Genomic DNA, 25,551 nt, shown 5'->3' on the forward strand with positions numbered 1-25,551 from the left:
ATGAGGACGTGCGCCCGGTACGCCGAGAGCACGCAGCGGACGCCGCTCCTCGACGGGCAAACGTTGCCTGCCGCGGCACCAGCTGCCGGGACGTGCGGCTTGAAGGCGCCTGGAAGGTCCCCCTGCCAGGAGGGCTCCCCGGCGCTCACACGGGGAGCGGGCTGCCCGTGATCACCGCGGCGAGCGTCGTCCCGCGCGGGAAGGCGCCCTCCTCCGTCAGGGAGACAAGTCCGTAGAGCATCTTGGCGACATAGAGACGCTCCACGCGCAGTCCGTGGCGGGACTCGAAGTCGACGGCGAAGGCGTCCAGGACGGGTGTGGTGCGGGCGTAGCCGCCGAAGTGGAAGCGGTCGTCGAGGTCCCAGTGGCCGCGGCGGCAGCCGAAGGCGCTCTCCTGCAGCCGCCGTATCTCCTCCTCCAGGAAGCCGCCCTTGAGAACGGGTATCCCGAGAGCGCGCTGGTCGGGGCCCAGACCGGCGGCCAGGCCAGCGAGGGTGCCGCCGGTACCGCAGGCGACGGCCACGACGTCGGCGCGACCGCGCAGTTCCGCGCCCAGTTCGCGGCAGCCCCGAACGGCGAGGGCGTTGCTGCCGCCCTCGGGGACGACGTAGGCCCCCTCGGCGTCGGCGGCGCGGAGGACGGCGGCCAGCGTGGCCGGGTCGGACTTGTGGCGGTACGTCGATCTGTCGACGAAGTGCAGGCGCATGCCGTCCGCGGCGCAGCGGGCCAGGGAGGGGTTGAGGGGGCGGTCCGCCAGTTCCTGGCCGCGGACCACGCCGACGGTGGACAGGCCGAGGAGGCGGCCGGCGGCGGCGGTGGCGCGGAGATGGTTCGAGTACGCGCCCCCGAAGGTGAGGAGCGAACTGCCTGCCGCCGCGGTCAGATTGGGCACGAGCTTGCGCCACTTGTTCCCGACGAGCCGCGGGTGGATCAGGTCGTCGCGCTTCAGGAGCAGCCGGACGCCGTGCTGGGCGAAGCGGTCGTCCACGATCTCCTGGAGGGGGGACGGCAGCCGGGGGTGCAGGGCGGAGGTGGGGTCGGGGCTGCTCACGCGGCCATTGTCGGACATCTGTCCGTGATCGGCCGCCCGGCCCCGACGCCCGCGTGCGTGCCCGCTCAGCCTCGATGCCCGCGCGCGCCCGTCGTCGAGGGACGCGCACGGGCGCGGGGTGAGGGGCTACTGGAGGCGGTCGCGGATGCGGCTCCTCATGGAGGCCATGGTGAATCCGCGGGGGTCGACCTTCCCGGGCTGCCATTCGAGATGGCCGATGACGGAACGTTCCGTCCAGCCGTGATGGCGGCAGACGGCGGCGGACACCCGCGCGATCGCTTCGAGCTGGCGCTCGGGCCACGGGTCGAGACCGTCGCCGAGGTTCTCGCACTCGAAGCCGTAGAAGTGGCGGTTTCCGTCGGTGTTCGCCTCGTTGTCCCGGGGGAGCGCGGTCTCGGCGATCACGGCCCGCAGGACGTCGTCGTCGCCGCTGCCGGCGTGGTTGGCGCGGCCGTAACCGACGAGATGGACGCGGCCGTCCTTGGTGATCACGCCGTGGCACAGCGGGCCGGGGAGCCCCGAGTAGCCGTCGCGGCAGATGCGGACGGTGCGTTCACTGCCGGAGGTGACCGTGTGGTGGATCATCACGCCGTGGACAGGGCCCCACGGCCCCTTGTGATTGCGGTTGTGATGCTCCCAGTCACCGACCTCGACGACCGTGACGCCCTCGTTCTTGAGGATGCTGAGAAATCTGGCAGCGGACATGGGTGGGGCCATGACCGACTCCTTCGTACGGTGCGACGGCCGCTTGTACGGCCGCCTCGTACGCAGGCTTGTACCCAGGTCTGCGTGCGGAGGTCAGGTGTCGGTATTGCGTGCGAGCCGATCCGGTCATCTCCCGAAACAGCCGGCGCGGGTAGACAAAGTCCTCCGATATGCCCACTCTTCGTAAGATCCATTCCCGCTCTTTCGGGTAATAGCATCGGCACGCTCCGTGATGTCAGGCTGGTGGCGAGATCGGTGACCGCGATCAGTGCACACCCGGAGGGGAAAATCCGTATGTCGGTAGGCGAAGAGGTCCGTACGCAGCAGGACCGGCCGCAGCAGAGTCTCGGCACGGCCGCTGCCCGGAACCTGGCCACCACCACCAAGTCCGCGCCCCAGATGCAGGAGATCAGCTCCCGCTGGCTGCTGCGCATGTTGCCCTGGGTGAACGTGCAGGGTGGCACGTACCGGGTGAACCGGCGGCTCACCTACGCGGTCGGGGACGGCCGCATCACCTTTGTGAAGACGGGCGACCAGGTCGCCGTCATCCCCGCGGAGCTCGGTGAACTGCCGGCCCTGCGTGATTACGAGGACGTGGACGTGCTGGGCGAGCTGGCCCAGCGGTGCGAGCAGCGGGAGTTCGCGGCGGGCGCGGTGCTCGCCGAGTTCGGCAGCCAGGCGGAGGAGGTGTTCCTCCTCGCGCACGGCAAGGTCGAGAAGATCGGCACGGGCCCCTACGGCGACGACGCGGTGCTCGGAGTGCTGGCCGACGGGGCGTACTTCGGCGAGCAGGCGCTGCTCGACGCCGACGCGATCTGGGAGTACACGGCCCGCGCGGTCACCGCGTGCACGGTGCTCGTCCTGCCGCGCCAGGCCGTCGACCAGGTCGCGGAGCGCTCCGAGAGCCTCGGTGAGCACCTGCAGCAGCTGCGCTCCATCCCGGAGCAGCGCACCAACAAGTACGGCGAGAAGGCGATCGAACTCGCCGCCGGCCACAGCGGTGAGCCCGACATCCCGCACACCTTCGTCGACTACGAGGCCGCGCCCCGTGAGTACGAACTGAGCGTCGCCCAGACCGTCCTGCGCATCCACACACGCGTGGCGGACCTCTACAACCAGCCCATGAACCAGACCGAGCAGCAGGTCCGGCTCACCGTGGAGGCGTTGAAGGAGCGTCAGGAGCACGAGCTCATCAACAACCGGGACTTCGGTCTCCTCCACAACTGCGAGTACGACCAGCGGCTCCAGCCGCACGACGGCGTGCCCAGCCCGGACGACCTGGACGAGCTGCTCAGCCGCCGCCGGGGTACCAGGCTGCTGCTCGCCCACCCGCGCGCGATCTCCGCGTTCGGCCGTGAGCTCAACAAGCGCGGACTCGTCCCGGAGACCGTCGACATCGCCGGCAACCGCATCCCCACCTGGCGCGGTGTGCCTATCTACCCCTGCAACAAGATCCCGGTGACCGAGGCCAGGACCACCTCGATCATCGCCATGCGTACCGGGGAGGAGGACCAGGGCGTCATCGGCCTGCGCGCCGCGAGCATCCCCGACGAGATCGAGCCCAGCCTGTCGGTGCGCTTCATGGGCATCAACGAACAGGCGATCATCAAGTACCTCGTGACGGCCTACTACTCGGCCGCGGTCCTCGTCCCCGACGCGCTCGGCGTTCTGGAGAACGTCGAGATCGGCCGCTGGCGGTGACCTCATCCGAACCGCCGCCGTCCGCGGCCTCCTTCGAGGCGATGCCATGGGTGAGCGCATGACGCAGACACAGCAGAGCCCGGTCGAGACCCTGGAGGGCGGCGCCCGGGACATCGACATCCTGGAAAGGCGGAGCCACATCACTATCCCTCCGGACCCGACGGGAGCCCCGGATCCCACGGGAGCGGTGACTCCCGCCGGCCGCGGGAGCGGGCCCGCACGACCGGGCGCCGCCAGCCCGCCGGACGGGCAGGAGGCGGCCGAGATCCTGGAACGGACACGGCTGTCGGTCGACCCCGTACTGCGCCGGGCCGTGCAGTCGTTGCCCAGCTCGATGCGCCGGGTCGCGCGCTACCACTTCGGCTGGGAGCAGGCGGACGGCACCCCGGCGGCAGGCAACGCGGGCAAGGCGATCCGGCCTGCGCTGGTACTGGCGGCGGTCGAGGCGCTCGGCGGACGCGAGTCCGCCGCCGTCCGGGCCGCCGCGGCGGTGGAGCTGGTGCACAACTTCACCCTGCTGCACGACGACGTGATGGACCGGGACGCCACCCGCAGGCACCGGCCCACCGCGTGGACCGTGTTCGGGGTGCCCGACGCGATCCTCGCCGGGGACGCGCTGCAGGCCCTGGCCCTGCGGCTGCTCGCGGAGGACCCGCATCCGGCGTCGGCCGCGGCGGTTGCCCGGCTCGCCTCCTGTGTCGTCGAGCTGTGCGCGGGTCAGCACACGGACACGGCGATGGAGGAGCGGCGGCCGGAGGAGGTCACCCTCCCCGAGGTGCTCGCCATGGCCGAGGCGAAGACGGGCGCGCTGCTCGGCTGTGCCTGTGCGCTCGGGGCGCTCTACGCGGGGGCCGGTGAGGAGGAGGTCGAGGCTCTCGACGCGTTCGGGCGGGAGGCCGGTCTCGCCTTCCAGCTCATCGACGACGTGATCGGCATCTGGGGCGACCCGAGCCGTACCGGCAAGCCGGCCGGCGCGGACCTCGTCGCCCGCAAGAAGTCCCTGCCGGTGGTCGCGGCGCTCGCCTCGGGCACTCCGGAGGCGGACGAACTCGCCGCGCTGTACGGGGAGCCGTACGAGGAGGGCGAGCTGGAGCGGACGGCGCTCGTCGTCGAGCGTGCGGGCGGGCGCGACTGGGCCCAGGCCCAGGCGGCCGACCGTATGGCCAGGGCCATGCACGAGCTGTCCCGGGCGGTCCCGGACCCGGAGGCGGCGGGAGGTCTGCTCGCGCTGGCCGAGTTCGTGACACGTCGCAGCAGCTGAGAACAGGCTCCGGAGGCATCGGCACCGCGCCGACCTGACCCCGCACGGTGTCGGTGCCTCCGGTCGGACGCGGGTCCCGCACATCCCCACGGTGTGCGGGGCCCGCTCATGTCCTGGACGGACCCGGTCGGCAAGGTCGGGAAGCTCAAGGCGGAGGACGGCCCCCTCGTGATCTGGCTGCGCGAGCTCCGTCCTCGCGAGGGTGGTGCTCGACGACATCGACGAGCTGATCATCAAGACGTACCCCGTCGTGCCAGGGACGGGGGATGCCGATGTTCGGCTCCGGCTTCGACGTCACCGAGTGCACGCTGACCGGGGTGCGTGCCTTCGGCAACGGGGCCGTGCTGCGGACGTACCCCAGGAAGCGGCGATCCGGGGGTTCGGCGGAGCACGGCGGGGAGCGCACGGCGGCCGTCGGCCCTACGCTGAGGAGATGGGCACCGACGAGCATGTCTGCCCGGACTGCGGACAGCCAGTGGCCACGATCGTGCGGCGGCACAAGACGCTCGGCGCGTTCGTCCCCGTGTGGGGTCCGGGGCCGTGCAGGAACCCGAAGTGTGACGCGTATGCCGACAGCAACGTCGAGCCCGACGAGGCCACCGCGCGGAGTGCGCGGGCCGTCGACCCTCGGGCCCAGGGGGCGCACGGCCCGACCGGTACGCAGGGCGTGCGCCCGGCGAATGCCGCCGCCCCGGAGGACGCGGAGCAGGTCGAGGACCTCACCGACGGGTGACGGGCCCCTGCGCCTCGGGCGTCGCGGCCGTACAGGAACCGGGAACCGGGTGACTTCGCTGCGGCGGAAGGACCTCGCGCGGGTGTGCTGACGAGTTTCGCACGGCTCCGAGGTCTCCTCCGGGAGAGCCGCCCGCCGAGGGCGGTCCGAACCGAGGAAGACGAGGAGCGGCCTCATCGAGTACCTGATGATGGTCCAGGGCACGCAGGCGGACCACGCGGCCATCGGCGGCAATGCATCGGCGGCGCTCCGTCCTGGACGCACCCCGTCCTGGACGCAGGAGTGACGTGCAGGGGATGTACGCCCGCATGACCGCCGTCAACGAGGACCTCACCGCGAGCGCCGGGGCGATCGACGGGCAGGGGCTGGCCGAACCCACCCGGACCCGCCTCGTCACGCTCGGCGCCGACGGCGAGCCCGCCGTCGTGGACGGGCCGTACGCGGAGACCGAGGAGGTGCTCGCCGGGTACTGGCTCCTGGACTGCGCGAGCCTGGACCGCGTCACGGAGATCGCGGCCCGCGTCGCCCAGTGCCCCCAGCCCGCCGGGGCCGAGGAGTACCCCGTGGTGATCCGGCCCGTGACGGACGGGCCCGAGAGCCACTGACGCCCGACCCCGGTGCACCGAGACCGGCTCGCGGGCGCTTTGGCCCGGGCCCGCTCGGGTACCCCGCCACCCGGCCGCCAGCCACCCGGCCGCTCAGCCGGCCGGCAGGCCCCCGGAATCCGGGTCGCGGGCGGTGAGGCAGTACGTGCCGCCCGCCGGGTCCCGCATCACCGTCCAGTGGGGGTGTTCGGCCACGAACGTGGCGCCCAGGTGCTCGTGGCGGGCGCGGGTGGTGTTCCGGTCGGCGCAGGCAAGGTCGAGGTGAGCCGACGCGGGGGCGGAGCCGGCCAGGCGCTGGAGGAGGATGCGCAGGGGGAGACCCGCGGGCGGGCGCAGGACGTGGAACTCCGGGAGCGAACCGGCGTACGACTCCCAGCCGGTCAGGGCGGCCCAGAACGCGACCTCCGCGGCGAACACGTCCGGTGCGATGTCCAGGCACACCTGGTCCAGACGGCTCCCTTCGACCACCGGCGGCCGGACGCTCTCCCCGTGCCACGGCACCGCGCAGAAGGGTTGTCCGGCGGGGGAGCGGAGCACCGCCCAGCCGGTGTGCCCGGCGACGACCCCTGCACCGAGGTCGACGGCCCGGTCGACGAACGCGGGCACGTCCGCCACGGAGAAGTCGAGATGGGCGCCGCCGTCGCCCGCGTCCACCGCCTGGGCCTTCACACACGCGTCGCCCCGTGCGGGGAGCAGCGTCACGAACTCGCCCCGCTCACCCCGCGGCGTGGACGGCTCCGTCGCCGTCACCGTCCTCCAGAACGCGCACGCCTGCTCGAACCCGGACTCCGGCCGGTCGATGAAGGCGTACGTCCACCGGATCGCCCCACCCGTCACGCCGCCCATGCCTCTCTCGTCACCCACGCCACTCCTGCCCCCACGCCTTTCGCTCTCGCTCTCCCTCTCCCGCTGCCACGGCGCGCCGCCCTCTTCCCTGCCGCCCACCGCAGCGCCCTCAGCCCCGGCTCCCCAGCTTCGCCGTGAGCTGCCGGGAGCCTCAGCCCCCCTGAGCCCCGTACTTCGAGGACGTCCCCGCTTGCCCCGACTTCCGCGGCTCCATGAAGCGCAGCATGTTCCCCGCGGGGTCGCGGAACGCGCAGTCCCGAACCCCGTAGGGCTGGTCCATGGGCTCCTGGAGGACGTCCGCGCCGGAGGCCTCCACACGGGAGTAGAGGGCGTCGCAGTCGTCGGTGGTGAAGTTGACGCCACGGAGGACGCCCTTGGCGAGGAGCTGGGCGATGGTCTCGCGGTCGGCGGGGGAGATGTCGGGGTCGGCGCCCGGTGGCTCCAGGACGATCTCGACGTCGGGCTGGAGCGGGGAGCCGACGGTCACCCAGCGCATGCCCTCGAAGCCGACGTCGCCGCGGACCTCCATGCCGAGGACGTCCCGGTAGAAGGCGAGCGCCTTGTCGTGGTCGTCGACCGCGAGGAAACACTGGGAGAGCTTGATGTACGGGCCGTGCGCTCTGTTCGTATCCATGTGCCCACGCTAGGGCGCCTCGTCCGGTTCGGCCGTGCGTACGCGCTGTCGGGAGGGGCGTGTCAGGCGCTTCGCCACACATGCCGGGATCGCGGCCCCCGACTCGTGCGGGCGGGCCCGGTAGGCGCTCGGGGTCTCGCCCACCAGCTCCGTGAAGCGGGCGCTGAACGAGCCGAGCGAGGTGCAGCCCACCGCCAGGCACACCTCGGTCACGGTGAGGTCCCCGCGGCGCAGCAACGCCTTCGCGCGCTCGATGCGGCGGGTCATCAGATACGCGTACGGCGTCTCCCCGTAGGCCGCGCGGAAGCTGCGCTGGAAGTGGCCGGGGGACATCAGCGCGGTGCGCGCGAGGGCGTCGATGTCGAGGGGTTCCGCGTACTCGCGGTCCATGCGGTCCCGCGCCCGCCGCAGCCGCACCAGATCATCCCGGTTCATGTCCCCAGGATGACACCCGCCACTGACACGCGGGCGCTCACGCGACCTGTCCGCCGTCCGGCCGGGCGGCTGCGCGATCACCGCTCCGGCGCTCACCCCTTCACGGCGGAGCTGGCCACGCCCTGGACGAACCAGCGCTGGAAGAACGCGAAGACGATCAGGACGGGCAGGACGAGGAGGACGCCGAAGGCGAGGATCTGGCCCCAGTCGGGCGGCTGCTGGCCCTGGAAGACGCTCATCTCCAGCGGCAGCGGCCGCACCGACGGATCGGAGACCATCAGCACCGGCCACAGGAACGAACCCCACTGGGTGAGGAAGGTCAGGATCGCGACCGAGGCGAACGCCGGCTTCGACATCGGGACGATGATCGCGAAGAACGTGCGCCACGGGCCGGCCCCGTCGAGCCGGGCCGCCTCCTCGATGCTCGGTGGGATCGTGCGGAAGAACGTGTGGAACTGGTAGATCGAGAAGGCGTTCGCGAGGAACGGCAGCGCCTGGATGAAGAGCGTGTTCCGCTGGTCGTTGAACAGGTAGAACAGCGGTACGGCCACTGACTCGAACGGCACCAGCATCAGCAGCAGGACCAGGGTGAACACGGCCTCCCTGCCGCGCCACCTGAGCCGGGAGAGCCCGTACGCCGCCATCGAGTTGACGAACAGGCCGCCCGTGACGACCACGAACGCCAGCAGCAGCGAGACACCCATGAACTGCCAGAAGTAGCCGGTGCTGTCGGAGTTCAGGTTGTCCAGGACGGCGGCGTAGTTGTCGAAGGACAGATGGGTCGGGAGGAAGCCGGACAGGCCGTTCAGCACCTCCTCGGACGGCTTGAGGCTGCCGAGGAGGAGGTACAGGACGGGCAGCGCGAAGACGAACGCCAGGACGGAGAGGACGGCGTAGTCGAGGAAACGGCGCAGGGGCCCGCGGGAGAGACCGGTGGCGGTGCTCGTACTCATGGCTGAGTCAGTCCTCGTTGTCGGGCCGGACGATGCGGCGCTGGATCAGGGTCAGGACGACGACGATCAGGAAGAACACGACGGTGATCGCGGACGCCTGGCCGATGTTGTTCTGGTCGAAGGCGGTCGTCACGGCCTGGTACATCACCGTGCGGGCCGCGTCCTCGTCGAGCCCGCCGCCCTTGACCAGCACGTAGACCTGGTCGAACACGCGGAACGACAGCACCGACGTGAGCAGCGCGACGAACACGAGGGTGCCCCGGATGCCGGGCAGCGTGACGTGCCGGAACTGCTGCCAGCGGGAGGCCCGGTCGAGCTGGGCGGCCTCGTAGCGCTCGTCCGGTATCTGCTGGAGCCCGGCGAGCAGGATCACCATCTGGAAGCCGACGCCCTGCCACACCGACAGCACGATGACCGACGCCATCGCGGTGAGGCCGTCGCCCAGCCAGTCGAACGCGCCCCAGTTGCCGAGACTCACCGCGTCCAGGGCGGAGTTGAGCATGCCCTGCTCGCTGCGGGCGAGGATCAGCCGCCAGATCACCGCGACCAGCGCCATCGGGAAGACGACCGGCATGAAGAAGAAGGACCGGAACAGACCGATCGCCTTCAGTTTGCGGTTGAGCAGGATCGCGAGGCCGAGCGCCAGGCCCGTCTGGAGCGGTACGACGACGACGGCGAAGGTCAGGTTGTTCAGCAGGGCCCGCAGGAACGGGCCGGACAGATCGGGGTCGGTGAACAGCCGCCGGTACTGCTCGACGCCGAAGAAGGTGGGCTCCAGCGGTGAGCCGAGGCGCACGTTGTAGAAGGAGAGCACCACGGCGTAGCAGAAGGGCACGCCGACGAAGGCGACCAGTCCGGCGACGGCGGGCGCGGACATCAGCAGTCCGTGCAGCCACTCCCGGCCGCTGCGGGCGGGGCGGCGGGCCGGTGGGGCGGGGGCGGTGGTCGGGTGGGGCGCCTGGTCCCGGCCGGACGGCGCGGTGTGCGCGGGTTCCACGGTTGTCACGGGGTCCTCTTCCCGGCGGGGCGGGCGGCCGCGGGGGCGCGCCCGCCCCGTTCGATGGGTCCGACGGGGCGCGTGCTTACGGGATCTCGTAGCCGGCGTTGTCCGAGAAGTCCCGGTCGATGGCGCGAGCGGCCTTGGCCAGGGCGTCCTTCGGGTCGCTGCCGCCGTAGACCGCGTTCAGGGCCTGGCTGAACTTCTCCGTCACCACCGGGTATCCGGCGGTCACCGGGCGGGTCACGGCGACACAGGACTTGCTGATGTCGCTGTCGCCGCACGGCTTGGCGAGCTGGTCGGCGAAGAGCTGGAGCGGGCCGCCCGGCTTGTACAGCTCGCTCGCGGCGAGCGCGGACTTCGTGGCCGGGGGCGCGCCGTTGGCCTTGGTCATCGCGGTGACGTTGGCGTCGTCGAGGAGGAAGTCCATGAACGCTCCTGCGGCCTTGGCGTTCTTGGAGTCGGCCCCGATGCCCCAGGACCACGAGCCCTGCCCGGTCTTGGGGCCGTCACCGAAGTCGGGCAGCGGCAGCACGACCAGGTCGTCGCCGAGGGCCTCGCTGTACGCGGGGTACATCCAGTGGCCGACCCAGCTGAGCGCGACCCGGCCCTTGGCGAAGGCGTTGCCGTCGGTGTTGGGGTCGATGGTGCTCTTCCACGACTGGAAGGTCTTCAGTGCCGACACCGCGGCCGGGGAGTCGAGGGCTCCCTCCGCCTTGCCGTCCTTGAGGAGGGCGCCGCCCGCCGACCAGACGATCGGGGCGAAGCCGTAGGTGCCCCACTCGTTGGCGAGCCCGTTGCCCTCCTGGATGTCGAGGACCTTGCCGTCGGAGTCCTTGGCCTTCAGTGCCTTCAGCGCGGCGTCGAACTCGTCCGCCGTCCACGCGTCGTCGACGCCCTTCGGGTACGTCACCCCGGCCGCGTCGAGCAGCTTCTTGCTGCCGTACATGCCGAGGCCCGAGTCGAACATGCCGAGCCCGTAGTGCTTGCCCGCTATCTCGCCCTGCGCCTTGCTGGCGTCGGTGGCGTTGGACAGGGTCTTCGCGGAGACGAAGTCGTCGATCGGGGCGAGCTTCTTGTTGTAGACGAAGTTCGCCATGGTCGGGCCGTCGAACTCCAGGACGTCCGGCAGCTCCGACGCGTCGGTCGCGGTGATCGTCTTGGTGTAGTCGGTCTCCGGTATCAGCTTCAGCTCGACCTTGACCTTGTCCTGCGAGGAGTTGAAGGACTTCACGGCGTTCTGCAGCGCAGCGGCCTCGCTCTTCTGGCCCTGGTGCGCCCAGACGCTGATCGTGCCCTCGCCGCTGCCGGCCTCGGCGGAGGCGTCCGAACCGCCGCCCCCGCCGCACGCGGCCAGGGCCGCGAGGGGAAGCACGAGCGCCAGGCCCGTGGAGGCCGTACGGCGGATCCTTCTGCTGGTCGAGCGGTTGCTGGAACTCATGGACTGTGCCTCCGTGCGGGACGAGGGTGCGGGGTGCGGGGGTGGGTTCTGGAAGGGGAGGTGGGGAGTGGCGAGTACGGAGAGGGGAGAGAGGAGTGGCGAGTACAGAGAGGAGCGGGGCCGGGAGTCGGTCACTGCGGTCCGCGCGGGCGCGGCGGTGCCGTGGTCTCCCGGAGGACGAGGCGGATGGGCATCTCCACCCGGCCCCGCGGTGCGGCATCCGGCTCGTCGAGCTGCCGCAGCAGCAGCCGCGCGGCCTCGGCGCCCTGCCCGGCGACCGGCTGGGCCACGGTCGTCAGCCCGACCACGTCGGCGAGTTCGTGGTCGTCGAAGCCGACGACGGACACGTCGTCCGGCACCCGCAGCCGGTGCCGCCGCAGCGCGCGCAACGCGCCCATCGCCATCTCGTCGGACTGCGCGAACACCGCGGTCGGCGGCCGGCTGGCGGCCAGCAGCTCGGTCATCGCCCGCTCACCGCCCTCCACCGTGTAGTCGCCGTCCGCCTCCAGCGCCGGGTCGGGCTCGATCCCGGCCTCGGCGAGGACGTGCAGGTAGGCGGCGCGACGGTCGACGGGAGTGGTCCAGTGCAGGGGCCCGCTGGCCCCGGAGATCATGCCGATCCGGCGGTGGCCGAGGTTCACCAGATGCCGTACGGCGCTCTCGGCGCCCGCCCGGTCGTCGATGCCGACCACCGTGAAACCGGGCCGGGCACCGCCCACCGTCGAGGCCAGCGGCACACCGAGCGAACGCAGCGCGGCCGACTCCTCCTCGTCCGGTATCAACAGCGACAGCACCGCGTCGACCCGCTTGCGGACCGGCATCCTGGTGAAGAAACGCTTGCGTGCCTCCGCCGACCCCAGGTTGTAGAGCAGCACGTCGTACCCGGCGGCGCTGAACACCTGCTCCGCCGCGTCGAGGACCGTGCCGAAGAACCACCGGCCGATGTACGGGGCGACGACCCCGATGGTGTAGGTGCGTCCGCTGGCCAGGCTGGACGCCGAGCGGGAGGCCGTGTAACCGAGTTGGGTGGCGACGGCCGTGATCTGCGCCCGGACCTCGTCCGACACGCCCGGCCGGCCGCGCAGGGCGCGGGACACGGTGGACGCCGAGACCCCGGCGGCGCGGGCGACATCGGTGATGCTGACGGTCACGGCGGACTTCTCCCGTCGGTTGCACGTCTTCACGGCGGTGTGAGCTGTGGGTGACGTGACCGTAAACCCGACCTCGTTGTTGCGCAAGCGTTTGCGTTCAGTTTTACTTGGGCCGATTCTCAAGCGAGACCTAGATGGTCCATGGTCAGCGCACGCGTTTGGGCGCTGCGAGTCGACAGGAACTGTGCATGCGATACGCCCCGCCCGGCCTCTGTGTGAACGACTTCGCCCTGCTCCGCGACGACGACGGGACCTACGCGGTGCTGCATCTCCAGGGGCCGTGGACCGCCGAGTTCGACCACCTGAGGATGGAGACCTCCTACGGCAGGGCCACCTCGACCGACCTGGTCGATTGGCGGACCCGGGGCACCGCCTTCGGCAACGGGCTGCCGGGCCGCTTCGACCAGCAGGCCGTGTGGACGATGCATCCCTTCCGGCACGGCTCCGGGATGGCGATGTTCTACACGGGAGTGAGCGGACTGACCCCCGAGGGCTGGCCGTTGCAGTCCGTCGGCCTCGCGTACTCCGACCGCACCGACGGCACCGGCTGGCGCCGCCACGGCACCGGGCCCGTCGTCGAGGCGGACCCCCGCTGGTACCGCACCGCCGACCGCATGGGCTGGCGCGACCCGTTCGTGGTGCGGGACGACGAGGGCGACGGCTGGGCGATGGTGGTCTGCGCGAGCGACGCCTCGCTCCCGGTCGAGGTCAGCGGCTGCGTGGCCCTCGCCACCTCGCCCGACCTGGAGCACTGGACCGTCCACCCGCCGCTGATCTCACCCGGAGACGTCGACGAACTCGAATGCCCCGTCCTGGAACGTCTCGACGACGGCGGCTGGCTGCTCCTCGGCTCCATCGGCGCCACCCGCGGCTTCGAGTCCTGGACGGCCCCCACCCTCCGTGGCCCGTGGACCCGCCGGGGCCCCCTCGGCCCCACCGGCGCCTACGCGCCCCGCGTCGTCCCCGCCCCCGACGGCACCCGCGTCGTCCTCCACACCACCCCCCGCCGGGTCGGCCTCACCGACACGGGCGACCGCTGCCGGGGCATGCTGGCCCAGCCCAAGTCCCTGGTCGTGCCGGAGGACGCGGCGCCGCGCCTGGAGTGGTGGCCGGGCCTCGACGGCTGGCTGGGCGCGGAGACGGACGGCGCCCACCCGCACGCCGTCGGCGACATCGTCCTGTCCGGCCGCCCGGTCGAGATCACCCTGCGCACCGACGCCCCCGGCTCCGCCCGCCCCGCCCTCACCGTCGGCTGCGACGGCAAGAACCTCCGGGTGACGGGCCCCGACGGCACGACCCTGGACGAGACCGTGCTGTCCGAACTCCCGTCCCGCCTGCGGATCCTGACGGTCGGTGAGTACGTGGAGGTCTACGCCGACGACGTCTTCGCCCTGACGACCCTGTGCTACTCGGGGCACCCCGCACCCTGGGCGGCCACCACCGACGGCGTCCCCCACCCGGTTCCGACCCGCCCCGTACGACTCCCGGACCCGACCCGCGACGACGCGTCGGCGATCTGGCCGGGGCGCGGAGTCGCGTAGCCGGGGCGCGTGCGGTGACCCCGGAGACGCCCGGTGTTCCCGGAGTGACACCCCCGGCGGGGGCCGGGGGCCGACCCGCCACCGCGTCACGGTCGGCGGCCCGCGGCCTGGGCCCGCCGAACACGACCGCACCCGGTCCGCCGTGGACGCCGTGCTCGGCGGCCTGCGGGCCGGGTGCGGACAGGTAGACAGTCAGACCGGCGAAAAGTGCAGGTCAGACGGCCTACTAGGCTGAGATCAGGCCTTCTTGGTCTCCTAGTAATGGGCCGGGTCGGTGACCTGCGGGGATCTTTCCTGTGGGGTACTGACCTGGCCTTTTGGTGTTGGGCTGCGATGGGTGCTGACGGTCCTGATCGGGTGTTCTGCGGACTGTGTGCGGACTGGGCCGGGACTGATGCGATATCACTGAGCGTTTTCATTGCGGCTACTGATCGGGTGACGGGGGCGATGTGAGGTCGGGGTGCGCAACGGACAAGGGGGTTGAGGAACATCCGTGTCAGATCGTGCGCTAAGCCCTCGGGGTCCTGTTCGGCGCTTTGACCTGAGCTGATCGTACGGCGGAGCCTTCGCGGGTCGATGTTGTCGATCTTCGGAGGTCCTGGTGGCGGTCGAGTTCTTGTCAGATCAACAGGCAGCCCAGTACGCGGCGTTCAACGGAGCGCCGTCTCGTGCGGAGCTGGAGCGGTACTTCTTCCTGGATGACTCGGATCTGGAGAAGGTGCAGGCCAAGCGGCGTGCGCACAACCGGCTCGGGTTCGCGGTCCAGCTGACGAGTGTGCGGTACCTGGGCCGGTTCATGCCGGACCCGCGGCAGGTGCCGACGGAGGTTGCCGAGTACCTGGCCGAGCAGCTGGGGATCGTCGATGCGTCGTGTCTGAAGGAGTACGGCGAGCGGGACGGGACGGCGCGTACGCACGCCGGGGAGATCCAGGAGGCCGGGGGCTGGCGGGACTTCACCGAGGTGCGGGACGAACTGAGCGAGTGGCTGGACGCGCGGGCCTGGACGACAGGCGACGGGCCGAAGTCGCTGTTCGACGCGGCGGGCGGGTGGCTGGGCGAGCGCCGGGTGCTGCTGCCCGGGGCGAGCCGCCTGGCCCGGCTGGTGGGCACGGTGAGGGAGGCGGCGAACAACCGGCTGTGGGACACCCTGTACGGCCTGCTGAGCACCGGTCAGCGGGCGGTGCTCGACTCCCTGTTGAGCGTGCCGCCGGGCGCCCGGGTGTCGGAGCTGGACCGGCTGCGGCGGGGCCCGGTGCGGATCTCCGGGCCGCAGATGAAGTGGGCGCTCCAGAGGGCGGAGGAGATCACAGCCTTCGGGATGGGTGAGGTGGACGTGTCCGCGATACCGCCGCGGCGCCTCGCGGAGCTGTCGCGGTACGGGATCGATGGCAAGGCGTCGCTGCTCAGGAGGCACGGCGACTCCCGGCGCCTGGCCACGCTGCTGGCCACCGCCGTCTACCTGACGTCCCGTGCGGTCGATGACGCCCTGGACCTGCTCGAAGTGCTCATCGCCACGAAGCTGCTGGCCAGGGCCGAGCGGGAGACGATGAAGGAGAAGCTGAAGACCCTGCCGCGGGTGGAGCGAGCCTCGGCGAAGCTGGCCACCGCGTTCCAGATCGTGTTCGACACCACGTCCGAGCAGGTCGACACGGACACCGGGGAGGTCAGCCCGCCCGAGGTGGAGACGCTGGAGGCGATGTGGGCGCGGATCGAGCAGGTGGTGCCGCGGCACGAGCTGGCGGCGGCGATCGCTGCGCTGTTCGAGCTGACCCCGCCGCTCGACTCGGACGCGGACGAGGCATGGCGGACCCAGCTGGTCATCCGGTTCGCCGTCGTACGGCCGTTCCTGAAACTGCTGGTGGACGTGGTCGACTTCGACGCCACCCCAGAGGGCCTGCCGGTCCTGAACGCGCTGAAGTCGCTGCCGGACCTGATGGGCCGCAAGAAGGTCGGCCCCGCCGAGATCGACACCGGTCTTCTGGCCGGGTCGTGGCGGCGGCTGGTGCTGTCCGCGCCGCACCTGGAGCCGGGCACCGTGGACTGGAAGGCGTACGCATTCTGCGTGCTGGAGCAGCTGCACCGGATGCTGCGGAGCAAGCAGGTGTTCGCGAAGAACTCCTCCAAGTGGGGCGACCCGCGGGCCAAGCTCCTCGACGGTGAGGCGTGGCAGCAGACCAAGCCCACCGTGCTCGCCTCGCTCAACCTGCCCGCCACGGCCGGGGAGCACCTGGCCGCGCGGGCCGCGATGCTGGACGGCACCTACCGGGAGGTTGCCGCCCGGGTGCCGACGAACGCCCAGATCGTGTTCGACGACGACGGGCGGCTGCACTTCGCCGCACTGGAGCCGGAGGCCGAACCCGCTTCCCTCCGGGACCTGCGGGAGGCGGTGGAGGCGATGCTGCCCCGCGTCGACCTGCCGGAAGCCCTGCTGGAGGTGTTCTCGTGGACAGGCGCCGGCCAGGCGTTCACCTCGGTCACCGGCAGCGAGGCGAGGCTGAAGGACCTACACGTGACGATCGCCGCGCTGCTGGTCGCGCACAGCTGCAACGTCGGCTACACCCCCGTCATCGGCGCCGCCGACCCGCTGAAGTACGGCCGTCTGTCCCACATCGACCAGACCTATCTCCGCCTCGCGACGTACCGGGCGGCGAACGCCACGCTGATCGACTACCAGGCGTCGATCCCACTCGCGCAAGTCTGGGGCGGTGGCCTGGTCGCTTCCGTGGACGGCATGCGGTTCGTCGTCCCCGTCCCCAGCGTGTACGCCCGGCCCAACCCGAAGTACTTCGGCCGCCGGGGCGGCGCCACCTGGCTGAACATGATAAATGATCAGGCGGCGGGGCTGGGCGGGAAGGTGGTGGCCAGCACCCCGCGCGACTCGCTGTACGTGCTGGACGTCCTCTACGACCGCGACGGCGGCAAGCGCCCCGAGATGATCGTCACCGACACCGCCTCGTACTCCGACATCGTGTTCGGACTGCTGACCCTGACCGGGTTCGCGTACGCGCCGCAGCTTGCCGACCTGCCGGACCAGAAGATGTGGCGCATCGACCGCGCGGCCGACTACGGCGCCTTCCAGGACGCGGCTCGCGGCCGGGTAGATCTCGCCCGGATCGAACGCCATTGGGAGGATATTCTGCGGATCGTCGGTTCCATCCACACCGGTGCCGTGCGCGCGTACGACGTGATCCGGATGCTGTCGCGGGACGGGCGGCCTACTCCGCTCGGCGACGCGATCGCGCACTACGGGCGGATCTCCAAGACCCTGCACATTCTGCGGCTCGCGGACGAGCCCGGCTACCGCAGGCAGATCAAGAGCCAGGCCAACCTCCAGGAGGGCCGCCACTCCCTGGCCCGGAAGATCTTCCACGGCAGGCACGGGCAGTTGTACCAGCGCTACCAGGACGGAATGGAGGATCAGATCGGCGCCCTCGGCTTGGTCCTCAACGCCCTCGTACTCTTCACCACGAGGTACATGGACGCCGCGGTCAACCAGCTGCGCGCGGACGGCTTCGACGTCCGCGACGAGGACGTCGCCCGCCTCTCCCCGTTCGTGCGGCACCACATCAACATGCACGGCCGGTACTCGTTCCAGCTCCCCGAGCTGCCCGGCGGTCTGCGGCTCTTGCGCGACCCGGACGTCGCGGACGCTGAGTGACCCATGGGGCTCCGTGGGCCGTCTCGCTGCCCGGGGCGTCGACGGTTTCACGGACCCCCTCGGTGCACCGGCCAGCTACCAGACCTCTGGATCCTCACGTACAGCCAGGACCGGAACGGCTGCAATCACGCGGACTCCGGAAGCTGTGCCCCCGTCAGCCCGCGTACCAGCCCCCTCAATGTCGGTGCTGGCACGTAGAATTGGCAGTGTTCCCCGCCGACATTAAGGGGAGTGCGCCAAGAGGTTTTCCTGTGGGTCCGAAGGCAGCCGTACAGGTCCGTGCGGAGCGACGACAGCAGGCAGCCAGCGCCTTTCGGGTGCGAGTCGGCCGTGCTCGTGTTGATCACACCTGTCATCACGTTGCCAACAGGGGTGGTCGGGCTCGGCTGCCGCGAGGGCATCGGACTGGCCACCCCTTCGTACCCGGAGGGGAATTCGTTGAACGTCAAGATCATGGGCGTGACCGTCGTCCTACTGCTGGCCGCCGTGCTGGCCCTGGGGAGCGGAGTCTCCGTCTTCGCACTCGGCGCGACGCCGCTCGCAGCCGTCGGCACCGGAGGCTGCGCCTTCCTGGGCATAGCCGGCCTCGGCGTGGGGGTGCTGGGCTACCTCGTGCCGGATGCCTCGGCGAACCACTGAGTCCGAGGGGGCGGTGTCCGCGAATCGCGGACACCGCCCTGCGCGTGCTCGGCGGAACCACCAGGGCACAGCCCGCAACCGGGCTTTCGCGCAAGGCCCCGCGATCGTGCGTCCGACCTGCTACGCAACCAAGACCTCGTGGTGCCAGAATCCGTCGCTATGGACTCATCATCTACCGAGATACCTTCCCGAAGACGACGACTCAGACGGCTGGTCCGCCTCGTATGGCACGGGGGCAAGCTGTTCGTGGCAGGCGCCGTGTTCCTCCTGCTGGCGGCCGGCTTTGTCTATGGAGCGTTCTTCGCGGACACTGACGAGGGCAGTGACCCGAACGACCAGCCGGTGCCAGCGGCGGGCGACTGCATCGCCGCCGACCGGGCCGAGCCGATCACCGTTCCCTGCGACGATCCCGGTGCCACCGTCCAGGTTGTCCAGGTCATCGACGGAGACAGCGCGTCGGAGTGTGCGCTCGTCCCCGAAGCGACCGGAGCCCTTCAGTACAAGTCCGTCCTGAAGGTAGGGGGCGCCGACGGCGTCGATGTGAGCGATGCCGAGATCCGGACACTCTGCGTGAAGGACGTCATAGCCAAGTGAGAGGCACTGGCTCACGGCCTGCCTGAGCCTGTGAGGGAAGTCGCGCATAAGCGCAACAGCTCCGGCTGACGGGGGATAACCTGCCTGGTCATGGCAGATGTGTCCTGGGCCGACGGCCTCAGCGCGGTATCCGCTTTGGCCGGACTCGGTACAGCGGTCATCGCGCTGCGGATCGGCCGTACCGCGAACCAGGCGGCCCACGCGTCCAACCGGGCCGCGGACCGGGCGAATGCGACTGCCGATTCGGTGGCGCAGGTCGAGCGGGAGCGGTGGCACCACGAGATGACGCCACGCTTCGATGTCACGATCACCCGGCTCGGGCCAAGCACCAACCAGGCCAGCCTGCTGCTGACCTTCGAGGGGCCGCCTGCTCTGGAACGCCTGGACGCGGTCGAGGTCGAGATCCGTGACGACGGGTACACCCACACCGCGAACTTGGCCGGCGAACTCACTCAGGAGCAGATCGACGAGACCATCTGGGGTCCGTACCGGTTCAAGCCGGGCATCAACGACGCCTCTCCCAACGGCCGCATGGTGCCCGCCGTCCCCTTGGAGCTGGGTGGCTGGCTCAAGTACGCCCTGGAGGAGTCCTTCGCCCCGTCCTGGAACGATCCCTCGTACTGGCGGGAACGGTACGCCGGTGCCCCGGTGCGGCTGTGGGTGCGCTGCCGCCGCGAGGGGCACCAGCCGTGGACGCTCACCTACAACGTGACCGTCACCGACCCCCAGTAACCCCCCTCGCCGCGCAGTGGGGGGCGCACCGGCCCTCGGCCGCGGCTCACCCGTACGAGAACGACGGTGGCGCCCGCGCCCGAATCATCAACGCCGTTCTGCACCCGGACCAGCGCGACGTCCGGGCGGGTCACGGTGAAGTGCTGACGCCGTAATAGAAGCTCGATCCCATCCGCGACCTGGTCAGTTCGTAGGGGGAATGAGGTCGTGATCCCTGCCAGAACAGTCGCTCGGGCAGGGATCGTGTACTCGCGACGTACCGACAGGCCCTCGCCCAACATAACCGAAGCCCTTGCATCCTTGGGGTTGAAGGTATCTCGGTGATCTGCCAGGATGGCCAATAGTCGACAGGGCAAGGGGCCCTGGGTATCCACCTATTGGGGGCGGATCATGATTCACATCACGCTCGGCCGGATGCGCTACGTCAACCCACAGGAAGACCAGCTGGGCCGCGAACACGTCGGCTGGGACCCGAACATGGGTGACGAAGCCCTCTTCCGTGCCAACCGAGGCTGCTGGGTCCTCGGCGAGCGAGCGGAGAAGGAACAGTACGCGCTGCTCTCCTGCGAAGGTGAGGTACGTATGGCCATCGAAATCGACAGGCTGGTTCCGGTCGCCGGAGGACGCAAGGCCATGGAGGGCAGGTTCCTCAAGCCGGGCGACGCGGTCTACGACGCCTACGTCGGCGGGAAGCCTCCCGTAGAAGCGACCCGTAACCCGATCACCTACTTCGACTCCTCGCATGACAGCCGCCTGTGCGGCTGCGGCTGTGGTGAACCGGTCGCCGGTGGCTGGTTCCTGGCCGGACACGACCAGAAGGCCCTGCATGCCCGAGTCGCCAAGATCGGCACCGTCCGCGAGTTCATCGACTGGTTCGACAACACCTACGTCGAGCCGACGGTCCAATAGCCGCTCAGCTCGCTCGTCGCCGTTCCGCCATTCCTCTCCCCCTGAGGCCCGCCACCGGGGTGGCGGGCCTCAGGCCGCCTCTCGCCCGATGAACGGAGCGCAGAGTGAGCACAAGAGCGGCCATCTGGCGGGCTCGATTGAATCAGCAGGTGTCGTCAAAACCCAGCCGCCGAGCCAGGCTCAGCGTCGACTGTCGCCGGGTGCGAGCAGGCTGGTGACTTCTGCGATCGCCTCTACCGAGGGGTGGAAGTAGCGGCGGACGTTCTCCGGCTTCTTGTGCCGCGACTTCGCCATGAGCATGGGCAGGCTGGCCCCGGCCTCGCCGAGGTGGGTGAGGCCAGAGTGCCGGTATTCGTGCAGGTCCCAGCCCGTTCCCGGCACACCGCCGATGGCCGTGTGCGCGTCCAGCAGGGCGCGGGCCTGGCCGTACGACAGCCGCACCAGCCCGGTGTCCGGGCAGACGTCGCGGGAGCTGAGAACCTTGTCGGGGCCCGGCCTGCGGTGGGTGACGAACACCGGTCCGCGCGTGCGGCCCTTGATCAGCCGGGGCAGCAGGCGGGCGGTGCCGGCGTCCCAGTACACGGGCTCCAGCACGAACTCCGCGCGCGGGGCACCCCGGCGCCGGGTACGCGGCCGAGCCCCCTTGGCCTTCACCGGGGCCCGGCGCCCGGCCAGGTCCAGCTCCTCAATGTTGACGCCGAGGATCTCCTCCGCCCGCGCGACCGTCTCGAAGAGCATCCGCCACAGCGTCTTTTCCCGCAGGTGCACGTCACGGCGGGCGATCAGTCGGTCGACCGCCAACTTCGAACGGGCCGGGGTCTCGGAGTCCGGCGGGGTGAGCCGCTTCACCCAGGCCGGCACCGCCGGGCCGTCGTACCCGCGCTCGGCGCACCAGCCCAGCCACGACAGCACGGAGGCCCGACGGGCGTTCCACGTGTTCACCGCGGAGGTGCCCCACAGCAGTTCGAGAGTCTCGCCGATCTCGTCGTCCGCGACCGAGGCAAGCGGCCGGGTCACGCCGAGGCGTTCGGCGGTCTTGCCGACACCGATGCCGTACGAGCGCAGGGTGTTCGGGTTGTCGAGCGAGTCGAGGAACGCGTCCGCCGCGGTGCGGACGGTCAACGTCTTCCCGGCGGGCAGCTGCACGACTGCGGGCACGGTCTCCTCCTTGCCGCAGATATCGGGGTCGCTTCGCGCACGGCCCCGCGGACGTCGCCGCAGGTCGCGATCAGTGATGCCGCAGATAATAGGGCGTTATCCGCGGGACGACTTCAGACGGGTCCGGGAGTCGACGCCCCGTCAGCCGCCCACCAGGGCCTAGCGCACGATCTGACACGGATGTTCCTCAACCCCCGACAAGGCTCCCGGGCTGCTGAGTTGGGACTTCGAACACTCGCCCGGGCGAGACAACCATGATCACGACCTACAGCTTGAGTACTCGAAGCCGAAAATGGCCGCGTGCGAGCGCTGGACGTAGCTGGCAGCGGACGTTGGGAGGAGCTCTCGACGAAGGTTCCTACGTGGCGGGCCAACCACCGCTTGATTATCCGGATAATCTGAGCCGGGCCCTGGCGAGCGCGTGGCAGACTGGGCGGATGGACGCAGGTGATATCCCGTGGCAGTTGGGCGCACAAGTTTCGCCCACCAACCCAGGGGCAAAGGTCAGCTTCGCGGCTCTACGCGAATTGAGTCGCGAGGATGCCGAGCAGGCACAGGAGTCGAGCAGGTTTCTCGAGCGACTCGCGGCTGCGACCGGATACGCCCAGCTCGTCGATGCATATCAGCAGCTTGACAAAGCTCTCAAGCGTCAGTCGACTCCCGAGCGACGTGCGATCGAGATGAATTCGGCTGCACGGGCCCTCGGCGCTATCGCTGCAGACTTTTCGGACGGGCTGAGGCGATCAGCCGAGCAGGACTTCGGAGAGGCAAGCGAGCAGCTCGCCCAGATCGAGGCTGCGATCTCCGAGGAAACCGCTCGTCCGCCCTTTCGGCTCCTGGTAGCCGTCGGTTCGCTCAATACCGGCCCGTTCATTGCGTTGGGCGGGGGCATCGGCATCGAATCCGAAGCACTCAGCCAGCTTGCCACCGCAGTAGACGGAGTTGGCCCCGGATTGGACCTGATGGCATCACTCTTCAGCGGTGTCGTCGTCGCACAGCGGCTCATCGGTCGCCAGCTTCAGACATACGCATCACTCATCAACAACCACTCCCTCCGCCTGCGCCAGCTTGCCGCAGAGGTCCCTGACGGTCGCGCGTGCCTGTTCCGGTGGAGACCTATGGAAGGGGAAGCTGGCAGCAAGCGAAAGATGACCATGGATGTCGTGGCATTGCCTCTAGACAAAGGTGTCCTTCTACATCGCGCACTGTCGTTCACCCAACAGTTTCTGAAATCGACCTCGGGCTCACAAATTCGCTCAGCTCCTCCGCCTGCGTCGGACCCCCGACCGCCTCAAGCGGCGCAAGTTGTCGATCCGGTGGGCGTTGGCGATGAGGGCTCGTCCCCACCTGCTCAGGAGGCCAAGGAGTTTGACGACCAAGCCCAGGACCTCGATGCACTCGCAAAGCACGCCACGGAGTTCTCCGATGAGCTAGAAAGAGCGTGGTCGACGGCGATGGACCGGGCCCTTCTGACGGAAGCTCAGCAAGAGACCCAGGCACGCTACGCAAGCCTCCTGTCAGCAGTCCAGAGGCGCGCGAGTTCCTATGACCGAGCCGTTCAAGAGGCCGGAGTCGATCCCGGCCTTCCCGCCTTCCCGACTCCACCTCACGAGGCGGCGCGCTACAGCTACAACAGTGATCGGGACCAGCGCGTGCTGCAGGCACGCCTTGCAGAGATCGAGGCGGTTACCCTGCTGCTTGGTGCCGTTGTCGCCATGCGCGAGCCGTCAGCACGGCGGACCTTCTCCAGGGGACGCGCTGCCGAAACCGAAACGTGGTGGGAAGCTGGAGCCTTCTCCCTCGTGCGCGAGCGGGCCGCCCATCTCCTACGCGTTAGCAGGAACACAGCTGAACTCCTAGATGGTGCCCCAGAGGCCCGCTCGCGATCGATGGCGACGGCATTCGATCAGATGAGGTTGGCGACCATCGCATATGGTCGAGGCGATATGGAAGCCTCCGTGATGCACGTGCGGCTGGCCCTTTTCCACCGTGCCGCAGCTGAGCGGGATGACGTACCGGACGACCTTCTGGAGCGGCTGGCGCGGTACGTGCCACGTGCAGATCACGCGAATGCGCTTCGTCTCGTTGAAGTCGCCGCTCAACGAACAGCCAAGGGCGTGCTTCCGGAGGTCGCTGTGACGGCCCTCGTCGCACCTCTCGCGCTTTCTGTTCTCGGTGAGCTTCTGCATGCACCGCAGGTCTTTGCGGATGCCCTGTCGGCAAGAGGGAGCGAAGATGGCAAAGAAGCCTGACCTGGACGCATTCGGACTTCTCAAGGCACAGAGACGCTGGGCGATCCGATTTGGGCCGGTGGATGTGTCTACGGCGTTCACTGACGGGCAAGTCAACGCTGCAATAAACACCGGAAATGACGCCCGGGTAAACCTCGACCTTGAGCGTAGCGCAGCAACTCCGGACTACTTTGCCGGTCTCGGTGTAGCGGTAGAGCAGGAGGGTACAGTTATTCCGCGATTCACGGGAACTGTGGCGGCCGCCGAGCCGGATGCCGACGGAGTCTCCGTGAAGGCGCTTGGAATGCTTTCGCTGTCCGAGGCAGTCCTAAACACGTTTACATATCGTGGATTCAATGGCCCCGAGCTTATATATACTCTGGCTCGATCCGGAGGGATGCGCGACGACCAACTCAGCATCGAAGGACTCGACGCCTTGCCGCGAGAAACCTTCGAAGTGATCGTGCCGGTCAGCGGAATCGTCGCGGAGAAGCCCACAGGCTTCGCGGGGGTACATTTCATTCCGCCAGACACAGCATCGCGAATCCTCGCGGGCCTCGACACTTCAGACGGTAAATACGAAGGCTTTGATGCACAGGCATATGCGCTCGCGCTCGTCACGACGACGCTCGCCTTGACCGCAGAGGAACGAGGTGTCGCGACCATCGATTTTGCGCTTGCCTGGCTGACCACCTACCTCCGCTACGGCCACGCCGCACTGCCGTCAGGTGAGACGCTCCACTTCAGCAGGAAGGATTCGCTCGCCCGCTTGACCAGGCAGGACTGGGTGGCCATACGAGGCATGCAAACCGGCCGGTTCTGGCTTCGCCGTCCGGGACTACTTCCGCAGCCGCACTCTATTTCTCTAGCGCCTGATGGCAGAAGATTCCATGCCGATGTTCCAAGGCTGACACTGCAGGAGCGTCTTGCGTTTCTCGCCCTCGCTCGTGCCGCAAATGAATCCGATCTGCTCGCCCGTGTGCTCGCCTTGTTCGAAGCGATCGAGTTCTATGCCAGTGGAACAGCAGTCGAGCGCATGTTCGCACAGGTGGAACTCGATGCGATCAAGGCGAACATTCCGGCCACTCTGAAGCCGGAGCAGAAGGGTCGAATCAACGACTTCGTTGCCAATCTCAATAGTCCACCGCTGCGGCGACAGTTGATGAAGGCGCTAGACGTGGACGGCGTCACTTACACGCCTGACGAAATAAAAATGCTCTGGCAGCTTCGCAAACTGCGCAACGACGTTGTGCATGGGAAGAGCAAGGAGATGCCGAAGGCCGAGGACGTCGAGTACGCCACGAGTATCGTCGCGCGCATGCTGGTCTACCGGGCCGCGCGGCGTCGGCGGGAGGAGAGCTGAAGCGGTTCACGCCACCGATACTGGTCAAGTCGATGCTGGAATGGTGAAGCGCTCCCGGCCTGCGGCTGACCGGTACAGCCAGAGACAGAAAGCTGATCACACGCCGTGGAAGGGGTCGCCCAAACGCCAGCGAGCGGGATGAGTCCTGGCCTGGCGCCGTCAGTGAGCGTTTCCAGTGTGGCCACTGATCGGGTGGCAGGGGTGGTGTGAGGT

Annotated in this window: 21 protein-coding genes and 2 pseudogenes; 13 read left to right on the plus strand and 10 right to left on the minus strand. The window is 69.4% G+C overall.

Going from position 1 to position 25,551, the window contains the following annotated elements:
* Positions 1–145: 145 nt before the first annotated feature.
* Both GSY65_RS25110 and GSY65_RS25115 read right to left on the minus strand, forming a co-directional pair.
* On the minus strand, positions 146–1,069 hold the full coding sequence (locus GSY65_RS25110) for a 1-aminocyclopropane-1-carboxylate deaminase/D-cysteine desulfhydrase (RefSeq protein ID WP_159772842.1): 924 nt from the start codon (positions 1,067–1,069) through the stop codon (positions 146–148).
* Between the two features lie 108 nt (positions 1,070–1,177).
* Complete coding sequence (locus GSY65_RS25115) at positions 1,178–1,768, minus strand: N-acetylmuramoyl-L-alanine amidase (protein ID WP_159772844.1); 591 nt, start codon at positions 1,766–1,768, stop codon at positions 1,178–1,180.
* A 282-nt stretch (positions 1,769–2,050) separates the two neighbouring features.
* On the opposite strand from GSY65_RS25115, the gene GSY65_RS25120 reads away from it, so the two are divergent.
* The 5 genes and pseudogenes from GSY65_RS25120 to GSY65_RS25135 all read left to right on the plus strand — a co-directional run bounded on the left by GSY65_RS25120 (position 2,051) and on the right by GSY65_RS25135 (position 6,056).
* Positions 2,051–3,457, plus strand: a complete 1,407-nt coding sequence (locus tag GSY65_RS25120) for a family 2B encapsulin nanocompartment shell protein (protein WP_159772847.1) — start codon at positions 2,051–2,053, stop codon at positions 3,455–3,457.
* 46 nt (positions 3,458–3,503) lie between these two features.
* Positions 3,504–4,718, plus strand: coding sequence for a family 2 encapsulin nanocompartment cargo protein polyprenyl transferase (locus GSY65_RS25125; protein ID WP_159772850.1), 1,215 nt, complete (start codon positions 3,504–3,506; stop codon positions 4,716–4,718).
* 120 nt (positions 4,719–4,838) lie between these two features.
* Positions 4,839–5,086 (plus strand): annotated as a pseudogene (locus GSY65_RS34025) (dihydrofolate reductase family protein); the annotation flags it as partial.
* A gap of 65 nt (positions 5,087–5,151) precedes the next feature.
* The gene (locus tag GSY65_RS25130; protein ID WP_159772853.1) at positions 5,152–5,451 is read left to right on the plus strand and encodes a hypothetical protein; all 300 of its coding nucleotides are present in this window, start codon (positions 5,152–5,154) and stop codon (positions 5,449–5,451) included.
* A gap of 175 nt (positions 5,452–5,626) precedes the next feature.
* Positions 5,627–6,056: pseudogene (locus tag GSY65_RS25135) on the plus strand (YciI family protein).
* A 93-nt stretch (positions 6,057–6,149) separates the two neighbouring features.
* Here GSY65_RS25135 and GSY65_RS25140 read toward each other — a convergent pair.
* From GSY65_RS25140 to GSY65_RS25170, 7 genes are all read right to left on the minus strand, one after another.
* Positions 6,150–6,902 (minus strand): VOC family protein, encoded by a 753-nt coding sequence (locus GSY65_RS25140; protein WP_159776381.1) that lies wholly within the window; start codon positions 6,900–6,902, stop codon positions 6,150–6,152.
* A 151-nt stretch (positions 6,903–7,053) separates the two neighbouring features.
* Entirely contained in the window at positions 7,054–7,536 is a 483-nt protein-coding gene (locus GSY65_RS25145) for a VOC family protein (protein ID WP_159772856.1), read from the minus strand.
* 9 nt (positions 7,537–7,545) lie between these two features.
* Positions 7,546–7,971, minus strand: coding sequence for a helix-turn-helix transcriptional regulator (locus tag GSY65_RS25150; protein WP_159772859.1), 426 nt, complete (start codon positions 7,969–7,971; stop codon positions 7,546–7,548).
* A 92-nt stretch (positions 7,972–8,063) separates the two neighbouring features.
* Positions 8,064–8,924 (minus strand): carbohydrate ABC transporter permease, encoded by an 861-nt coding sequence (locus tag GSY65_RS25155; RefSeq protein ID WP_159772862.1) that lies wholly within the window; start codon positions 8,922–8,924, stop codon positions 8,064–8,066.
* Positions 8,925–8,931: 7 nt separating this feature from the next.
* Positions 8,932–9,930 (minus strand): carbohydrate ABC transporter permease, encoded by a 999-nt coding sequence (locus GSY65_RS25160; RefSeq protein WP_159772865.1) that lies wholly within the window; start codon positions 9,928–9,930, stop codon positions 8,932–8,934.
* A 76-nt stretch (positions 9,931–10,006) separates the two neighbouring features.
* A complete protein-coding gene (locus tag GSY65_RS25165; protein WP_159772868.1) occupies positions 10,007–11,362 on the minus strand; it encodes an ABC transporter substrate-binding protein in 1,356 nt (451 codons plus the stop codon).
* A gap of 131 nt (positions 11,363–11,493) precedes the next feature.
* Entirely contained in the window at positions 11,494–12,513 is a 1,020-nt protein-coding gene (locus GSY65_RS25170) for a LacI family DNA-binding transcriptional regulator (protein ID WP_159772871.1), read from the minus strand.
* A 188-nt stretch (positions 12,514–12,701) separates the two neighbouring features.
* Between GSY65_RS25170 and GSY65_RS25175 the strand changes: the two genes are divergently transcribed.
* From GSY65_RS25175 to GSY65_RS25200, 6 genes are all read left to right on the plus strand, one after another.
* On the plus strand, positions 12,702–14,054 hold the full coding sequence (locus GSY65_RS25175) for a mucin-1 (RefSeq protein WP_159772874.1): 1,353 nt from the start codon (positions 12,702–12,704) through the stop codon (positions 14,052–14,054).
* A 601-nt stretch (positions 14,055–14,655) separates the two neighbouring features.
* Positions 14,656–17,712 (plus strand): Tn3 family transposase, encoded by a 3,057-nt coding sequence (locus GSY65_RS25180; protein WP_159772877.1) that lies wholly within the window; start codon positions 14,656–14,658, stop codon positions 17,710–17,712.
* 438 nt (positions 17,713–18,150) lie between these two features.
* Entirely contained in the window at positions 18,151–18,351 is a 201-nt protein-coding gene (locus tag GSY65_RS25185; protein WP_159772880.1) for a hypothetical protein, read from the plus strand.
* 258 nt (positions 18,352–18,609) lie between these two features.
* Positions 18,610–18,945 carry an LppU/SCO3897 family protein gene (locus tag GSY65_RS25190; RefSeq protein ID WP_236580040.1) on the plus strand — a complete coding sequence of 112 codons (336 nt, stop codon included), beginning with the start codon at positions 18,610–18,612 and terminating at the stop codon, positions 18,943–18,945.
* A 90-nt stretch (positions 18,946–19,035) separates the two neighbouring features.
* A complete protein-coding gene (locus tag GSY65_RS25195) occupies positions 19,036–19,677 on the plus strand; it encodes a hypothetical protein (protein ID WP_159772884.1) in 642 nt (213 codons plus the stop codon).
* 390 nt (positions 19,678–20,067) lie between these two features.
* Positions 20,068–20,586, plus strand: a complete 519-nt coding sequence (locus GSY65_RS25200) for a hypothetical protein (protein WP_159772887.1) — start codon at positions 20,068–20,070, stop codon at positions 20,584–20,586.
* A 180-nt stretch (positions 20,587–20,766) separates the two neighbouring features.
* On the opposite strand, the gene GSY65_RS25205 is transcribed toward GSY65_RS25200, so the two are convergent.
* Complete coding sequence (locus tag GSY65_RS25205; RefSeq protein WP_159772890.1) at positions 20,767–21,744, minus strand: site-specific integrase; 978 nt, start codon at positions 21,742–21,744, stop codon at positions 20,767–20,769.
* Positions 21,745–22,181: 437 nt separating this feature from the next.
* Between GSY65_RS25205 and GSY65_RS25210 the strand changes: the two genes are divergently transcribed.
* Together GSY65_RS25210 and GSY65_RS25215 are read left to right on the plus strand one after the other, a co-directional pair.
* Complete coding sequence (locus tag GSY65_RS25210; protein WP_159772893.1) at positions 22,182–23,996, plus strand: hypothetical protein; 1,815 nt, start codon at positions 22,182–22,184, stop codon at positions 23,994–23,996.
* Positions 23,980–25,338, plus strand: a complete 1,359-nt coding sequence (locus GSY65_RS25215) for a hypothetical protein (RefSeq protein WP_159772896.1) — start codon at positions 23,980–23,982, stop codon at positions 25,336–25,338. The genes GSY65_RS25210 and GSY65_RS25215 overlap by 17 nt, the downstream gene beginning before the upstream one ends.
* Positions 25,339–25,551: the final 213 nt, after the last annotated feature.

This window comes from Streptomyces sp. HM190 (assembly GCF_009857135.1).
Taxonomy (GTDB): Bacteria; Actinomycetota; Actinomycetes; order Streptomycetales; family Streptomycetaceae; genus Streptomyces; species Streptomyces heilongjiangensis.

Excerpts from the sequence above, each read along its gene's own strand:
- GSY65_RS25110 (WP_159772842.1), bottom strand. The coding sequence starts at position 1,069 with ATGTCCGACAATGGCCGCGTGAGCAGCCCCGACCCCACCTCCGCCCTG.
- GSY65_RS25115 (WP_159772844.1), bottom strand. The coding sequence starts at position 1,768 with ATGGCCCCACCCATGTCCGCTGCCAGATTTCTCAGCATCCTCAAGAAC.
- GSY65_RS25120 (WP_159772847.1), top strand. The coding sequence starts at position 2,051 with ATGTCGGTAGGCGAAGAGGTCCGTACGCAGCAGGACCGGCCGCAGCAG.
- GSY65_RS25125 (WP_159772850.1), top strand. The coding sequence starts at position 3,504 with ATGGGTGAGCGCATGACGCAGACACAGCAGAGCCCGGTCGAGACCCTG.
- GSY65_RS25130 (WP_159772853.1), top strand. The coding sequence starts at position 5,152 with ATGGGCACCGACGAGCATGTCTGCCCGGACTGCGGACAGCCAGTGGCC.
- GSY65_RS25140 (WP_159776381.1), bottom strand. The coding sequence starts at position 6,902 with ATGGGCGGCGTGACGGGTGGGGCGATCCGGTGGACGTACGCCTTCATC.
- GSY65_RS25145 (WP_159772856.1), bottom strand. The coding sequence starts at position 7,536 with ATGGATACGAACAGAGCGCACGGCCCGTACATCAAGCTCTCCCAGTGT.
- GSY65_RS25150 (WP_159772859.1), bottom strand. The coding sequence starts at position 7,971 with ATGAACCGGGATGATCTGGTGCGGCTGCGGCGGGCGCGGGACCGCATG.
- GSY65_RS25155 (WP_159772862.1), bottom strand. The coding sequence starts at position 8,924 with ATGAGTACGAGCACCGCCACCGGTCTCTCCCGCGGGCCCCTGCGCCGT.
- GSY65_RS25165 (WP_159772868.1), bottom strand. The coding sequence starts at position 11,362 with ATGAGTTCCAGCAACCGCTCGACCAGCAGAAGGATCCGCCGTACGGCC.
- GSY65_RS25175 (WP_159772874.1), top strand. The coding sequence starts at position 12,702 with ATGCGATACGCCCCGCCCGGCCTCTGTGTGAACGACTTCGCCCTGCTC.
- GSY65_RS25195 (WP_159772884.1), top strand. The coding sequence starts at position 19,036 with ATGGCAGATGTGTCCTGGGCCGACGGCCTCAGCGCGGTATCCGCTTTG.
- GSY65_RS25200 (WP_159772887.1), top strand. The coding sequence starts at position 20,068 with ATGATTCACATCACGCTCGGCCGGATGCGCTACGTCAACCCACAGGAA.
- GSY65_RS25210 (WP_159772893.1), top strand. The coding sequence starts at position 22,182 with ATGGACGCAGGTGATATCCCGTGGCAGTTGGGCGCACAAGTTTCGCCC.
- GSY65_RS25215 (WP_159772896.1), top strand. The coding sequence starts at position 23,980 with ATGGCAAAGAAGCCTGACCTGGACGCATTCGGACTTCTCAAGGCACAG.